Genomic DNA, 15,058 nt, shown 5'->3' with positions numbered 1-15,058 from the left:
TATGATAAGCCGTCTTCATACTTTTCTGGCCACTGCTATTTTATTCTTGATATTCTTTTTGCCGTCTTCCGGCTTTGCTATGCAGGGCATTGCAGGAACCTTTTTGCAACCAACTAAGACCATGGAAACATGGGACAGTAATAAGTGGGATACTCTTTTCGATACATACCGAAAACTGGGTATCCGTGAAATAATAGTGCAGTGGGTAGTGTTTGAAGAAAACGCGGGAACAACAGAAGAGCCCCAAAAGCCCGAGGCTCTCGAAGAGCCAAGTGAACCAATTCAATCCGTTCCTACATATAATTTATCCGTCATCAGCAAAATATTCGAGTACGCTGAATGCAACGGTATGCTCGTTACTCTTGGTGGAGTTTTCTATAATTCTTACTGGGAGCGAATTAAATCCGAGCCGGAACTCATACAAGTTCACTTTATGCGGATACGCAAAGCAACCATGGAAGCTATTAAACCAATTGCCCAGCAGCTCCAATCTTCTCCTGTTTTTGCTGGATGGTATATTTCGCAGGAAATTGATGACCGGACATGGTTGAGCGAAGAATATAGATCTATCCTTTGTTCTTTCATCAAAGACACCCACGGAGACCTCAGCACTTTGGTTCCAAACAAACCCATATCCATCTCCGCATTTTCAAACGGATGGGCTTCACCGGAAAAACTGGGTCAATTCTGGAGAACTGTTGCTGATGAGTCAGGAATTGAACGCGTCCTCTTTCAGGATGGAGTCGGCGTAAAAAAATTGGGCATTAAAGATGTGCCGATTTATCTAAGTATCATGCAGCAGAAAATGCAGGGATCGTGTTGTACAATCCAGCCTGTGCTCGAAATATTCACTCAATTAGAGAGTGATACCTTTAAAGCAGAACCTGCATCGTTAAAACGCATCCACGAACAAATGCGGGAAGAGCTGCCGTACGCCCCACATGGCGTTATGATATTTAGCGTTGCCGAATATATGAGCCCGCTGGGTGGCGAAAAAGCAAATGCTCTTCTTCAAGAAGTTCTTTACGTCAAATAGTCAGCTCACCACGAAGCCCTGTCCCATTGGACATTACGGCTTCAGACAGTTCCGAAAAATTTGAAAATTTATTTATTACAACAAAAAGAGTTTTAAAGAATATGGTCAGGAAAAGCCCTTACAGTAAAAACTGTAAGGGCTTAATTTTTAAAAAAAACTTTTTATGCACGCTTACGCATTTCATATGCGGCTTCGACCATATTTTTCAAAGAAGCAATACACTCCGGCCAATCACGAGTTTTAAGACCGCAATCTGGATTCACCCACAACCGTTCTTCTGGGATATACGCTTTCGCATCTTCCAAAAGCTGTACCATCTCCTCTTTGGTTGGAACACGCGGGCTGTGGATGTCATAGATCCCCGGGCCGATCTCATTCGGATAATCAAAGCTCTTGAACGCATCCAGTAACTCCATTTTGCTACGGCTTGCTTCAATGCTGATCACATCTGCATCCATTGCAGCGATAGCACCAATAATATCGTTAAACTCGCTGTAGCACATGTGAGAGTGAATCTGCGTTGAATCTTCAACACACGATGTGGAAAGACGAAAACAATCCACGGCCCATGCAAGATACGCTTCACGATCTTTCTGTTTAATAGGCATACCTTCACTGAAGGCGGCTTCATCAATTTGAAGAATCTTCACGTTGGCATTTTCAAGGTCTTTCACTTCATCCCGAATTGCAAGTGCCACCTGTCGGCAAACGTCTGCACGTTCCATATCGTCACGCACAAAGCTCCAACACAAAATAGTTACAGGCCCTGTAAGCATCCCTTTCATAGGTTTTTCGGTGAGTGAGGCCGCATACGTTATCCACTTCACCGTCATTGGATTTGGTCTGCTGATATCACCATAAATGATCGGGGGCTTAACACAACGGCTTCCGTAACTTTGCACCCAGCCTGCATTTGTAAAACAAAAGCCGTCCATCTGCTGCCCGAAATATTCAACCATGTCGTTTCGTTCCGGCTCGCCATGAACCAATACATCCAGTCCAAGCGCCTTCTGCTCTTCAACTGCACGCTGAATTTCTTTCTTGATAAAGGCTTCATAATTGTCTTCTGACAACGCACCTTTTTTATAAGCACTACGCTTCGCGCGAATCTCTGCTGTCTGCGGGAATGAACCAATCGTAGTTGTCGGATATTGTGGAAGCTTCAGCCATTTCTGAGCATCTTTACGCACAGCATACGGCTGCTCGCGGCAATACATTGCATCATCAACAGCGCTTGTTCGCTTCTGAACCACCGGATTATGCACGCGTTTACTGAGCCTGCGAGAATTCATTGCAGAGGTGTTTCGATCAAGAATGGAAATACCTTCTGTACGTCCGGTACCGGTGCGTTCACTCAACAGCGTTTCAAGATCAGAAACTTCCCGACACTTCTGCACTGCAAATGACAACCAACTCTTCAGTTCTTCATCAAGCTTTGTTTCATTCTCAAGATCAACCGGACAATGCTGTAAAGAACAACTTGAACCAATCAGAACTCTATCTGAAGACAAGGGATTCAACGAGCCGTTTACCTTCGCCAGCATTTTTTCATAATCGGTCTTCCAAACGTTACGTCCATCTACAAGCCCGATAGAAAGCTTCATGGAAGACGGAAGCTTTTCAATATATGTATCCAGACTCGCACCACCGCGAGTTAAGTCAACATGAAGCCCTGCACATCCAGAGGTAAGAGCGATATCAAGGTTATCATCCAAGGCATCAAAATATGTTGTCAGTAATAAACCAGCAGACGTTACAGATGCATTTAGCACCTTGTATGCGTGAGAAAAGGCCTCTCGGGCAGCCGGAGGCATATCTGCACAAAGAATTGGTTCATCAAGCTGAATCCAACGACAAAGAGGATCAAGCTGACCGAGAATTTCTTTGTACACAGCAAGAACAGCATCCAAGCTTTGCCAGCAGTCGTACCCATCCACACCTTTAGCTAACGAAAGATATGTAATCGGCCCCACAAGCACAGGCTTTGGAGTGTAACCACACGCAATTGCTCTGCGAGTATCTTTCACCAATGCTGTTGAAGACAACGCAAACTGCTGCTTAGCTGAAATTTCAGGCACAATGTAATGGTAGTTCGTATTAAACCATTTGGTCATTTCCATTGGCGCAATATTACGGGAAGCGTCCCCGCGAGCCATACGGAAATATAGAGAGAGGTCGGCAGGGGTGCTGGAAGAATCAACAACAAAACGCTCAGGGATTGCTCCGAGCATTGCGGTTGTATCAAGCACCTGATCGTACAACGAAAAGTCGCCTGTAGAAACGTAAGAAAGACCTGCTTCATGCTGAATACGCCAATGGCGTTCTTTCAAGTCTTCGCTAACGCTTTCAAGTTCAGATGTGGAGGAAGCTCCACGCCAATAGGCTTCGAGAACCTTTTTTAGTTCGCGGCGGGCACCTATACGAGGGAACCCAAGAATGTGTTTTTCCATTTGTGTTACTCCTTTTATTGGAAAATAAAAGGAACAACGACACCTCGAAATGCTGGCAATACAAGTGCTATACCGACACAAAAGTTTATGCCGAATACCTTGTCGGATGCCTGTCCAATCGCGAGACAGTCGTGCTCCTGCATATTAAGACGTCTCCTGGCTTCCGGTCTGTTTTCCCCTAGCCTTCCCGCATGATGCAGTGACTAGGGCAGATTATTTACCGGTTACAGTGGCGCGACCGCGACGGATTTACACCGTCTTCCGTTTCTTAAATGCTTATATCGAGATTTAACAATATAGAGAGTTGATCTTTTTTGCAAGAATTTGTTAAAAATAAAATCAAAGCCTAACTGTTAACGATTGTTCCGAAATCCGCTTGCAAGAAAGGGCACAATTCTTCATATAATGACCTAAAGATTTAACAGGATTTTCCCATGCAGCATCAAACATACGCAGTACAAAAATCGAAAAAGAACTCACAAGATAGGCAAGTGTTATTTGGTATAAGAAAAACACTTCCTATTTGTTTCCCTCCGGATTCAGTCGTTAACTATGAAGAAGAACAGGTCGTTTTCTCTCCATCTTTATTCAAGACTTTGGAGTTAGGTCTGCGACCATGCTCAAAATTTACACCAGATATTTTTTTACAAGAAAATTTCATAACTGACAGTAAAGGCAAACTTGTAAATCAATCTTTAAAAATGATTTGTGATGGTTACCTGCTGGATCATTCTCTCACGGAACTTTCTAACGCACTGGGCATTACAAACAGGTATTTACGAAAGGCTTTTACGGAGGTTGTCGGTGCTCCTCCAATTTTTGTTACGCGCTACTACAAAGCACTAGTTGCCAAGCACCTATTGCTGACATCTCAACAGTCAATCACAGAGATCGCTTTTGCTGCTGGATTCGGATCCATTCGACAATGCAATGATGCGATAAAAACGATACTCCACATGACCCCAACAAAAATTCGTCAACGAAATGTCCCTGCATGGTGTCAACTCAAAAATGCTGCGTCCCAGACTCCATCCTGAAACGGAACATCACATTGCAACTAACCACTAACTCATCCTTTCTCAGGAGAAAAAATGACTGAAACCATTTCATATAAAAATGACCCATCTGTTCTTATTGAGTTAATGCGCAAGTCCATGCCGGACCTTTGTGACATTTATTTCGGGTCACTAAAAGAAATCGTATATAGTGATTCAGCGTTGAGTGAGAAAACTAAGCGCATGATGGCGTTAGGAATGGCTATTCAGGCAAACTGCAAACTATGTATGGGGTCACATACAGCCAGAGCCTTGGAGTGCGGGGCTACCCTTCCTGAAATCTTTGAGACATGCGCTCTGGCGATAAGTCTTGGCGGCACCTTTGCCATGACTAATAGCTTATCTGTTTTCGCATACCTCAAAGAACAAGAACTAATCAGCTTACCGCTAGCTTAATAAACGATTAGATCTCACCCTATTTTTGATTAAATTTTATTCTTCGTCGCTACACACATGACCAACGTATCTCCACGAAACTATATATGTTTTAGGAACTATGGTGCCCCACAGACCAATTGATTTTTCATCTCTACGTTTGAAATTTTCTATGAGGAAAACATGGAAAAGGTTGCATCTTAGATACAAATTAACGGCTTAGATCTTTTGATCTAAGCCGTTAATTTGTATTGCCCACTCTACACTCTGAAAAGAAAGGTCTTTCGAGAACATATAATATTTATCGAATGTAGTAACTACAAGCCTACTCTCCTCTTTTTGGCAGAAAACACACTCAACTTTTACAAAAAACAATCGTTGTTTTAAAAAAATCCCACTAAATATTTTTTATTTTTCATACCTTGACCCCTGTTCTTACTAGATATATTCCTATTCACTACCTACCTATTAATTAGCTTGCTAATGATCTACATATTTATTTGGAGGGCTTTCCAAAATGCCTACAAGAAATCTCTTACTTCTCATTTTGAGTATACTTTTTTCAGTGATGTTACTGGCAAGTGGGTGCAGCAATGAAACGCCTACTTCACAAGCTGCGCACACACCTCCACCACCTATGGTAAAAACAAGCATCGTCGAAAAAAAAGACGTTCCCTTAACTCGTACGTGTGTTGGTCAAACAGCAGGCTCTCGCGAAGTACAGGTACGTGCCCGCACAGGCGGTATCTTACTTGAGCGCACTTACGTTGAAGGCAGCTGGGTCACAGAGGGTGACGTACTTTTTAAAATTGACCCTAAACCGGCTCAGGCTGCTCTGGATCGGACAAAAGGCGACTTAGCAAAACTCACGGCAACACTTCAAAATACTAAAATTGAACGTAACCGAATTGGCTCTCTACGCGATGCAAAAGTAGTCAGCGAGCAGGAATATGATGATGCTGTTGCAGCATACGAAACTGCTCTTGCAAGTGTGGAAGCTGCCAAAGCACAGGTTCGCGAAGCCAAAATTAATCTTAGTTACACCAAAGTTACTGCACCTATTTCCGGTATCACAAGTAAAGAGACCCGATCCGAAGGCAGTCTCATCACTCTTAGTGAATCCGGTAGCCTTCTTACAACAATTACTGTTCTGAATCCTCTGTACGTAAACTTCTCTGTATCGGGAACAGAAGCACTTTCAATGCGCCGTATGATGAACAGCGGCAATGCAAGCCTTACAAGCGAAGGATATACTCTTAAGCTTCAGCTTGCAGACAATTCCCGTCTTGATGAAACAGGGAAAATTAACTTTGCTGACAAGATGGTAGACCCTAAAACAGGCACGATTCGCATGCGCGGACAATTTGAAAACAAAAACAGCCTGCTTCTTCCGGGTGAATTTGTACGTGTAATTATTGAAGGCGCCATTCTTAACAAAGCCGTCATGGTTCCACAAAGCGCTATTCTTTTTACAAGCAATACACCGCTCGTATATGTTTTGGATGAAAACAATGTAGCTACCTCGCGCCCTGTTACTCTTGGCAAAACAGTGGGTAGTAATTTTATTGTTCAGGAAGGTTTACAGGGAGGAGAGCGCATTATCTCCCAAGGCATCATTAAAGTTCGTCCGGGATCGCCAGTAAATCCAGTTACTGCTGAAACTGCCGATAATGGGGATGCGTAATGTTCGCACGTTTTTTTGTTAACCGCCCTGTTTTTGCGACTGTACTCTCTGTGGTGATTGTACTCGCGGGCTTTTTGGCAATGAAAACTCTGCCTATTGCGGAGTTTCCAGATATCGTTCCACCGGAAGTACAGGTTAGCGCAAGCTACCCGGGTGCAAGTGCCGAAGTTATTGCGCAAACAGTTGCAGCTCCGCTTGAACAGAAGGTTAACGGCGTAGAGAATATGCTGTACATGCGTTCTGTAAGTGCGGGTGATGGCACTCTTTCCATGTCTGTTACCTTTGCTGTAGGTACCGACCCTGACCAAAACACCATCAACGTAAACAATAGAGTACAAGCTGCGCTTACGTCCCTGCCTGAAGAGGTGCGCCGCCAAGGTGTAAACGTAAGCAAAAAATCATCCAACATGTTGCAGGTAATCAGTGTATTCTCCCCTGACGGATTATACGACACTGTATACATTAGTAACTACGCGCTTGTTAACATCATCGATGACTTAAAACGTCTTCCGGGTGTCGGGGATGCTGTGGTATTCGGCGCGCAGGATTATTCTATCCGTATCTGGATTCGTCCGGACCGCCTTGCACAATTAGGTCTCACACCTTCTGACATTGCCACAGCAGTTCGCGAACAAAACGCACAGTTTGCTGCTGGTGCAATCGGCAAAGACCCTCTCACATCACCTGTTGAGCTAAGCTATACTGTTATTACTCAGGGACGTATGACCGACCCTGAAGAATTCGGCGAAATCATTCTTCGCGCGAATCCAGATGGCACAATTCTTCGTCTAAAAGATGTTGCCCGCCTTGAACTGGGTGCGCAAAGCTATTCACTGCGTGCTAAAAACAACGGCAAGCCGTCTGTTGCTCTCGGTATTTATCTTTCTCCGGGGGCTAACGCTCTTGAAACGGCTGAGATTGTTTCCGATAAAATGGCTGAACTTTCTCAACGATTCCCTGACGGCATTACATACTCCATTCCGTATGATACAACCACGTTTGTACGTATCTCGGTAGACGAAGTAGTACACACCCTCATTGAGGCATTTGTACTTGTATTCATCATTATCTATATCTTTTTGCAAAACTGGCGAGCCACACTCATTCCATGTCTTGCGGTTCCGGTTTCCATCATCGGTACTTTTGCAGGGATGTACGTTCTCGGCTTTTCGATCAACACACTAACGCTATTTGGCCTCGTTCTGGCCATCGGCATTGTAGTTGATGACGCCATTGTTGTTCTGGAAAACGTAGAACGAATAATGAGCACGGAGAAACTGCCACCAAAAGAAGCCACAATCAAAGCGATGAACGAAGTTACAGGACCTGTAGTCGCAATTGTTCTTGTATTGTGTGCGGTGTTTGTTCCAGTAGCGTTTATGGGAGGACTTGCTGGTGAAATGTACAAACAGTTTGCGGTAACCATTGCTGTATCTGTTGTTATCTCCGGTATTGTCGCACTGACTCTGACTCCGGCTCTCTGTGCATTAATGCTCAAAGAGAACCATGGGCAGCCGCTGGCACCCTTCCGCTGGTTCAACCGTTTCTTTGAAAACGTCACAGAAAAATATACCGCAGGCGTCCGTCTTCTCTTAAAACGTTCACTCCTTACAATAGCACTCTTTGCTATGGTCATCGGCGTGACATGGAACATTTTTCAAAAAGTTCCTGGACAGCTTGTTCCTGACGAAGACAAAGGCACTCTCATTGCCATGGCTATGTTGCCGGATGGTTCTTCCCTCTCGCGAACAAACGCCATTACGGACGATTTGGTCAGCCGAATCAGAAGCACAGACGGTGTAAGAAACACTATTTCTCTCGCCGGTCTTGATCTGTTTTCAGGCAGTATGAAACCAAACGTTTCCACTACATTTATCAACCTTGATGACTGGGATAAACGCAGCGAGGACAAGTCTTCCTTTAATATCGTTAAAGGAATCTTCCGCGACACGTATTCCATTGTTGATGCATTTGTTCTGGCCTTCAACATGCCTCCAATTTCCGGCATGAGTAACACCGGCGGTTTTGAGGCTTATCTCCAGAGTCGTAGTGGTAAAGGCGTACGCGATCTTGCAGAAAAAGCTCAAATAGTCGTTAAGGCAGCCGCCAAACGACCAGAGCTTGCCAATATTGCTTCTAACTTCAGCGTTAACGCGCCACAGTTAGATATCAAATTAGACAGAGAAAAAGCCAAGTCCATGGGCGTTCCTGTCAGCCGTGTATTTGAAACGATGCAGGCAACTTTTGGTGCATACTATATTAACGACTTCAACAAGCTCGGGCGTACCTTTAAGGTACAAATCCAATCAGAATCTGATTACCGCAGAACACCGGAAGACATAAGCAACGTTTACGTCCGTTCTGACAAAGGTGAGATGATTCCACTGACTGCGTTAGTAAGAGTAAAACAGGTTACCGGACCTGAAGTTGTAGAACGTTTCAACGTATTCCCAGCAGCTAAAATCCTCGGCGGACCGGCACCGGGCTACAGTTCCAGTCAGGCACTGGAGGCTATGGGAGAAGTGGTAAAAGAAAACTTACCAGCCGAGTATACTCTTGCGTGGACAGGATCTGCGTATCAGGAGAAAGCTGCTGGCGGAGCCTCCGCACAGATTTTCATCCTCGGACTGATAATGGTTTTTCTTATTCTTGCTGCCCAGTATGAAAAATGGAGCCTCCCGCTTGCTGTTATTATGGCAGTACCATTTGCACTCTTTGGTGCAATTCTAGCCAACTTCGGTCGTGGACTGGCAAATGACGTTTATTTCCAGATTGCGCTTGTAACTCTTATTGGGCTCTCATCTAAAAACGCCATTCTAATTGTTGAGTATGCTTCCATGCTCCACAAAGACGGCATGAGTGCTTATGACGCAGCAATACAAGCTGCCAAATTGCGTTTCCGACCAATCGTTATGACCTCACTCGCCTTTATCCTCGGTGTTGTGCCTTTGGCTATCAGCACAGGGGCAGGGGCTGCGAGCCGCCACTCCATTGGTACAGGTATTATCGGCGGCATGCTTGCTTCCACATTTATTGCAACTCTTTTTATACCTTCTTTCTACCGAGCTATTATAGAGCTCACAGAGAAGTTCTTCAAAAAAAGCAATAAAACTCAGTAAGTACAATTAATAATAGGGCTGGAAATGTGCTTTTGTACATTTCCAACCCTATTTTTAACAGGAAATTTCTATGACATCTCCATTACGAACCAGTGTACACAATGAGCCAAGAGAAGGTCGAAAAAAGCTTGGACTGACGATCTGTGAAGTGTCTCGAGAATGGCGCCAGCTCTTTGACCAGAGCTTTATGCATCTGAACGTAAGCAATGCCCGCTGGACTGTACTTTTCATGCTGGACAAACTTGGTGATCCGGTTCCTCAAAAAGTACTCGCCGAACACGTAGGAGTTGAAGGACCAACCTTGGTACGAATGCTCGACCGGTTAGAACATGACGGCTTAGTCCGCAGAAAAACATCCAAAAGTGACCGACGGGTCAAGCATGTAGAGTTATGTAAAAAAACAGATGAACTACTAGACTCCATGATGGATATTGCTCACGGAATTCAACAGGAAATAACAAAAGATATTCCTGAAGAAGACCTTAGAACCTGCCACCGAGTGCTGCTTACTCTCAGGGAAAGATTACTCACTAAGCTGGATAAAAAGACTGACCTCATTTAATAGAATTTCACATAAAAAAGCCGCTGTAATACAGCGGCTTTTTCATACATTTACTATCTCGGAATATTAGCCTTGTCGGACTGGCACAATAAGTATCTCAACCCTGCGGTTTGCAGCATGTGAAGAGGATATTGGACGGGTCTCGCCATAACCGACAGCACGGATTCTTTGAGGAGCAACTCCATTACGAATTAACTCGTCTTTTACAGCCATTGCCCGACGCTCAGACAATTGCTGATTATAAGAAGCTGAACCTTTAGCATCCGTATGCCCACCAACTTCTATTGTTGTTTGCGGATAGTTGTTTAAAACATCAGCTACCCGCTTCAACTCATAATAAGCCCCGGGCTTGAGTTTGCTTTTATCAAAATCAAAATACGCTTCACCTTTGAAGGTCGCACGCAAGACATCCTGTTCTCTTCGAATACTGGCAGTCTCAGAAGCAGCAATCGCATTACGGAGCTCCTGCTCCTGATTATCCATATATCTTCCAATCTGGTTGCCAGCCAAACCACCTACTAAAGCTCCGATGCCGGCACCAATAAGAGTTCCTTTTGTATCCTTGCCAATTGCTTGTCCAACAATAGCACCTACGCCAGCACCAATACCTGCTCCATATGCAGTGCCCTTTTCTTGCCGTGTCTGCATACTCGCACAGCCAAACATAGCAACACACAAAACACACACAAAGAGCACTTTACAATATCGAACCATTCCGCGCCTCTCCTTACCACCTGTTTTATAAATAGTTAGTACTTGCACGATTAATATCACCCCGACGTGCAAAGAGTTACACCCATTTCTGTTGTATGGCGCTTGAAACAGTATGGCGCATCTAGTCATGCGCCGTGAGCAACTCTAGACTGGAAGAAGGAAATCTGCCAACTGAAAATGCTGACTCAATAGCGGTGAAGAACTACAGCCCTGACTATAGGTACTCAGCATTTCAACCAAAGATTTCCAAAAATCCCTATCAAATCTTTTTGGAGAAAATGCCTGATGGATCAAGTCAAAACTGGATAAAACTTGTCGAAAAGATCAAACCCTGCTTTCTTACAAACGCAAAAAATCTACATAACACATCGATATAAAAACGTTATCTCAACACAAACTGCATAAAATTCAAGAAACGTGAGTTTGAATATCGTCAAATGCCTTCGTTCGTTGAACCTGCTCGACATGAATTGCAAAATTGATTGTTTGAAAAGGCCGTAACATCACTTTGCATGTGAAAATAAAAAGCGAGGAAGCAATCGTAAAACTGCTTTCTCGCTATATTTTGTTATTTGATATCGAGAAGTTCTGGGGGGATCTTTTTCTTTTTACATAATGCCTCATCGTTCACATAGACGCTTATTCCACGAACTTTGGAACGCTCTAGACAATAAAAATATCCATTCGATGTAAGGTGTTCTTTATATGCAAAGCTAAATACAATATTAATAATTATTATTAAAGGAAACAAAAAGATAAGTATTTTATCCGCTCGAGTTCGATGCTGAACATTCACGTCTTTTTTTCCAACAAGTTGAATAATAAAGACTATGGTTATGGGAAGAAAAATTAATGGACTAAGTATTGTTACAAGCAACATTTCACTAAAAACAAGAACGTCGCTGCCTGAAAATAGATTTAAAAACCTTGGTAAGCCAAAAAGGAAAAGCGCGAGGGTAAAAGGGGTTATGAGAAATATCCAGATGAGTGCTTTCTTTTTCTCTGATAACTCTTCCATATTATCCTTTTTTGAACAATTTAATAAGTTTTGCTCCATTAGAAACAAAACTTACGTAATACAGTTGCAAAGGATTTCGAAGTTTGATGAGAAGCTTGCATAGTGACTGTATATCTATCGCAACTGTAGCATGAGTAAAGGTTTTGTCTTATGCATAAGAGCCTTTTAAATCTTTATAGGCAGACTTCGCAGAATCGATAAACTCATCTTCAGTTAAGGATAAAATTGTGTCTGGCTCAGTCCCGAATTGTCTTCGAGACTGAGTGTCTGGTATCTCATAAGTATTTTTAAGCCGTAACTGTTAAATTTCAGGGGCAACATGACAGTCAAGTGTTGAGTTAAAACTTCCGTGATTAGTCCAGTTATTATTCAGCATCAAAATTCATCCTTGTAGAAACCTTAATACCGATAGGTGCATCTTTAGAATAAGCGAAATCAGTTTCACCTTCCGCTGTGGTGGTGCCAGTAATCACCTCTCCAGATTCTACTTCAAGCTTATACTCAACATTAGGGATAGGGGTTCCGTCTGTATCGGTAATAATGAATTTTCGATTAAAAATAGGTGCTAACACAGGAATTCCAGCCTCGTTTACTACGTCAGCAATATTTACTGTCCCACCGCCTATAGTTACTCCGCCACAACTGACTTTACCGCCAGTGATAGCTGCTGCTTTGCCATCTATAAAAACCGTTGATGAACCCGTTGCAACGGCTCGGCCATGCTTTGGGTTTTTAGGTTTATCGTGTGGTTCCAGTGGATCTCCAACGCGTGCTGCCGGCTTGCCGTCTATAATCACCGTACCTGAACCTGCAGTAATCTTTGATGGATGAAATCCATCGTGATCAGTTCCAATATCTCCAACTCGTACAGCTTTTCCCATGTAATCCTCACTTGCAAAAATAGGTCAAAAGAAAACGCAATGAATCGATAGAATTCAAATGTGTTACTATGCCGTTTTTGGGATTACAGGTGGTTCAGGAAGCTCTCCAGCAAAGCCGGAACCTACTCCCGCAGCACCGCCGGAATTTAAGTTAATTTTAGGGCCTGACAAATGAACCCCTGCGGAATCGACAGTTACAAAACTGCCGCCAGCAGCAAGTGTAAGTTCTGCACCCGCTTCAATAACTACTTTTGCACCTGCTTTGAAGTGAACTTCTGAGCCTGTTTCAATCAAAAAGTTTTTGCCGTGCTTCATATGAGTTGAACCATCAACAGTGATAGATTGGTCTTTACCAACATGCGTACGGCTTTCACCGCCAATTGTAAGGTGATCATCTTTGACAACTTTCTGGTAACGCATGTTTTCTACGACAAGATGGGCATCATTTTTAACGTTATCTGTACGGTCGTTTTTTACAACAAGGTTCATATCTTTTTGGGCATGAACGTAAATTTCTTCTTTTGCAGCTTGATCTTCAAAACGTACTTCATTTGCCCCGCTGCCTTGATGGGTGTTTGTGCGGAGCACAGTTCGTGTCTTATGTTCAGGCAGTGTGTAGGGAGGCTGATTCTTGGCGTGGTACGTTCTGCCTGTAATAATAGGCTGATCCGGATCGCCCTCGATAAAGCTAACAATGACTTCATGACCGATTCGCGGGATTGCCATGGAACCATATTGTGCTCCAGCCCACCCCTGAGAGACTCGAATCCAACAGCTAGAATTATCGTCTACATTGCTATAGCGATCCCACATGAAATGGACTTTAACACGTCCATACTCATCACAAAAAATCTCTTCACCTTTAGGGCCAACAACAAATCCCATTTGTGGACCATCAACGCGTGGTTTTGCATTTGGTTTCGGGCGCCAAGGTCTGTTGGCTGGAATAACAGTAAATTCATTGTGATAAGTTGTAGCCCCTGTTCCACCAGCTTCTTCTAACGCCTGAGGTTGTTCACCAAAATGAAATACATCAACGAGTAACCAATCGCGGTTGCACGCATCTTCAGGGTGCTCTGCTAAATCGAATTTTGTACCGCTACTTAACTGAGAAATATTACTTTTGCCTAAAGCAGTTATTGCATCACTGCGTAGATATTCAAGACGGTATTTTGTGAAGGGTTTGCCTTGAGCATCACTTTTATAGCGACCGGGAAAATCGTAGTGTTCATATGTCCCGTGTTGGAACTCCATCTCAGTACCTTCATGAGATTGTAAGAAGCTGTAAGCAGGCTTTTTAAAGCTGTAGTCTTTAAGCTTGGCACTGGATGGTCTAATCTGTGTTTTGCGCGTAAAAGAACGAATAAACGTTGAAGGTGCGTCTCCGCCTGCAGTTGCATGATACGGCATTGGCTTTTTAAGAAAATCTGCCGTTTGTGTGCTGTCGGAAAAACGCAGCGTGTGAGTGCTGTCTGTGTGTATGAAGTGGTAGTAAATACCTTCTTCCGCAGCTAAGCGTTGGATAAATGCAAGGTCTGTTTCACGGTATTGTACGCAGAACTCTCGTTCTTCAAGTGGAGAGGTGAGGTCAAATACGAAATCCGTCGTACCCATTTCTTGCAGCAAAATGGTGATGATATCCTGAACATTGAGTTGCTGAAAAATTCGTGAGTTCTGCCGCAAATCGGAACGAAGTAATGCTGGAACTAAAGACAGTGTGTAGAAGGTGTGATGGTGCCCAGAATTACCTTGTACAAACCTACTGGTTATTCCATTAAATTTGCTTTCGATAAGACCATTACGCCATACATATAAGGTACCAGTTCTATCTACTGTTTTATCTGGTGTAATGTCTTCTTGCCTGCTCGCCAATTCAATCTCAAAGGCATACGGCGTTGATAATGACTCTTCACCAGAAAATTTAATTACTGCAAAAGTATCAGCAGGCAGGCCGTCAAGTTCAAACGTAAATTGTAAGTCTCTGTGATTCATTGTGTGCTCGCATAGGGAAGAAAGAAAGAGGGTTATTTGTTTACTCAGTCCAACATTCGAATTTTTGTGTAACCATAAGTAATTTGCAAAATATTTCGTGCCCGAAACCCATAATTGAAAAAGGAATTACAATACCACTGCCAGCATGCAAGGTGTCAAGTTTGTAATTATT

The 15,058-nt window shown here is 43.4% G+C and carries 11 protein-coding genes and 1 riboswitch; of the genes, 6 read left to right on the top strand and 5 right to left on the bottom strand.

Annotation, left to right across the window (positions count from 1 at the left end; all coding sequences use genetic code 11):
• Position 1 precedes the first annotated feature (1 nt).
• On the top strand, positions 2-1,036 hold the full coding sequence (locus ACZ5V1_RS16980) for a DUF4434 domain-containing protein (protein ID WP_464389856.1): 1,035 nt from the start codon (positions 2-4) through the stop codon (positions 1,034-1,036).
• A gap of 161 nt (positions 1,037-1,197) precedes the next feature.
• On the opposite strand, the gene metE is transcribed toward ACZ5V1_RS16980, so the two are convergent.
• Positions 1,198-3,486 carry a 5-methyltetrahydropteroyltriglutamate--homocysteine S-methyltransferase gene (metE, locus tag ACZ5V1_RS16975; RefSeq protein WP_464389855.1) on the bottom strand — a complete coding sequence of 763 codons (2,289 nt, stop codon included), beginning with the start codon at positions 3,484-3,486 and terminating at the stop codon, positions 1,198-1,200.
• Between the two features lie 129 nt (positions 3,487-3,615).
• A riboswitch (cobalamin riboswitch) is annotated at positions 3,616-3,797 on the bottom strand.
• A gap of 123 nt (positions 3,798-3,920) precedes the next feature.
• On the opposite strand from metE, the gene ACZ5V1_RS16970 reads away from it, so the two are divergent.
• The 5 genes from ACZ5V1_RS16970 (at position 3,921) to ACZ5V1_RS16950 (ending at position 10,281) form a co-directional block, all read left to right on the top strand.
• Positions 3,921-4,523 (top strand): helix-turn-helix domain-containing protein, encoded by a 603-nt coding sequence (locus ACZ5V1_RS16970; protein ID WP_464389854.1) that lies wholly within the window; start codon positions 3,921-3,923, stop codon positions 4,521-4,523.
• A gap of 54 nt (positions 4,524-4,577) precedes the next feature.
• Entirely contained in the window at positions 4,578-4,937 is a 360-nt protein-coding gene (locus ACZ5V1_RS16965; RefSeq protein WP_464389853.1) for a carboxymuconolactone decarboxylase family protein, read from the top strand.
• 496 nt (positions 4,938-5,433) lie between these two features.
• Positions 5,434-6,600, top strand: coding sequence for an efflux RND transporter periplasmic adaptor subunit (locus ACZ5V1_RS16960; protein ID WP_464389852.1), 1,167 nt, complete (start codon positions 5,434-5,436; stop codon positions 6,598-6,600).
• Positions 6,600-9,719, top strand: a complete 3,120-nt coding sequence (locus ACZ5V1_RS16955) for an efflux RND transporter permease subunit (RefSeq protein WP_464389851.1) — start codon at positions 6,600-6,602, stop codon at positions 9,717-9,719. Before ACZ5V1_RS16960 ends, ACZ5V1_RS16955 begins: the two co-directional genes overlap by 1 nt.
• Positions 9,720-9,789: 70 nt before the next feature.
• Entirely contained in the window at positions 9,790-10,281 is a 492-nt protein-coding gene (locus tag ACZ5V1_RS16950) for a MarR family winged helix-turn-helix transcriptional regulator (RefSeq protein WP_464389850.1), read from the top strand.
• Between the two features lie 66 nt (positions 10,282-10,347).
• On the opposite strand, the gene ACZ5V1_RS16945 is transcribed toward ACZ5V1_RS16950, so the two are convergent.
• The 4 genes from ACZ5V1_RS16945 to ACZ5V1_RS16930 all read right to left on the bottom strand — a co-directional run bounded on the left by ACZ5V1_RS16945 (position 10,348) and on the right by ACZ5V1_RS16930 (position 14,886).
• Positions 10,348-10,995, bottom strand: a complete 648-nt coding sequence (locus tag ACZ5V1_RS16945) for a YiaD family glycine zipper/OmpA-like lipoprotein (RefSeq protein ID WP_464389849.1) — start codon at positions 10,993-10,995, stop codon at positions 10,348-10,350.
• Between the two features lie 568 nt (positions 10,996-11,563).
• The gene (locus ACZ5V1_RS16940) at positions 11,564-12,013 is read right to left on the bottom strand and encodes a DUF1240 domain-containing protein (RefSeq protein WP_464389848.1); all 450 of its coding nucleotides are present in this window, start codon (positions 12,011-12,013) and stop codon (positions 11,564-11,566) included.
• A gap of 365 nt (positions 12,014-12,378) precedes the next feature.
• A complete protein-coding gene (locus tag ACZ5V1_RS16935; RefSeq protein ID WP_464389847.1) occupies positions 12,379-12,894 on the bottom strand; it encodes a type VI secretion system PAAR protein in 516 nt (171 codons plus the stop codon).
• A 66-nt stretch (positions 12,895-12,960) separates the two neighbouring features.
• Positions 12,961-14,886 carry a type VI secretion system Vgr family protein gene (locus tag ACZ5V1_RS16930; protein WP_464389846.1) on the bottom strand — a complete coding sequence of 642 codons (1,926 nt, stop codon included), beginning with the start codon at positions 14,884-14,886 and terminating at the stop codon, positions 12,961-12,963.
• Positions 14,887-15,058 lie beyond the last annotated feature (172 nt).

It is taken from the genome of Halodesulfovibrio oceani subsp. galateae, from assembly GCF_055397225.1.
The sequence above is the reverse complement of the archived record's forward strand: the minus strand, read 5'-3'. Positions and strand labels throughout refer to the sequence as shown.

Coding starts and splice junctions, on each gene's coding strand:
- ACZ5V1_RS16960 (WP_464389852.1), top strand. CDS start 5,434: ATGCCTACAAGAAATCTCTTACTTCTCATTTTGAGTATACTTTTTTCA.
- ACZ5V1_RS16965 (WP_464389853.1), top strand. CDS start 4,578: ATGACTGAAACCATTTCATATAAAAATGACCCATCTGTTCTTATTGAG.
- ACZ5V1_RS16930 (WP_464389846.1), bottom strand. CDS start 14,886: ATGAATCACAGAGACTTACAATTTACGTTTGAACTTGACGGCCTGCCT.
- metE (WP_464389855.1), bottom strand. CDS start 3,486: ATGGAAAAACACATTCTTGGGTTCCCTCGTATAGGTGCCCGCCGCGAA.
- ACZ5V1_RS16950 (WP_464389850.1), top strand. CDS start 9,790: ATGACATCTCCATTACGAACCAGTGTACACAATGAGCCAAGAGAAGGT.
- ACZ5V1_RS16940 (WP_464389848.1), bottom strand. CDS start 12,013: ATGGAAGAGTTATCAGAGAAAAAGAAAGCACTCATCTGGATATTTCTC.
- ACZ5V1_RS16935 (WP_464389847.1), bottom strand. CDS start 12,894: ATGGGAAAAGCTGTACGAGTTGGAGATATTGGAACTGATCACGATGGA.
- ACZ5V1_RS16955 (WP_464389851.1), top strand. CDS start 6,600: ATGTTCGCACGTTTTTTTGTTAACCGCCCTGTTTTTGCGACTGTACTC.
- ACZ5V1_RS16970 (WP_464389854.1), top strand. CDS start 3,921: ATGCAGCATCAAACATACGCAGTACAAAAATCGAAAAAGAACTCACAA.
- ACZ5V1_RS16945 (WP_464389849.1), bottom strand. CDS start 10,995: ATGGTTCGATATTGTAAAGTGCTCTTTGTGTGTGTTTTGTGTGTTGCT.
- ACZ5V1_RS16980 (WP_464389856.1), top strand. CDS start 2: ATGATAAGCCGTCTTCATACTTTTCTGGCCACTGCTATTTTATTCTTG.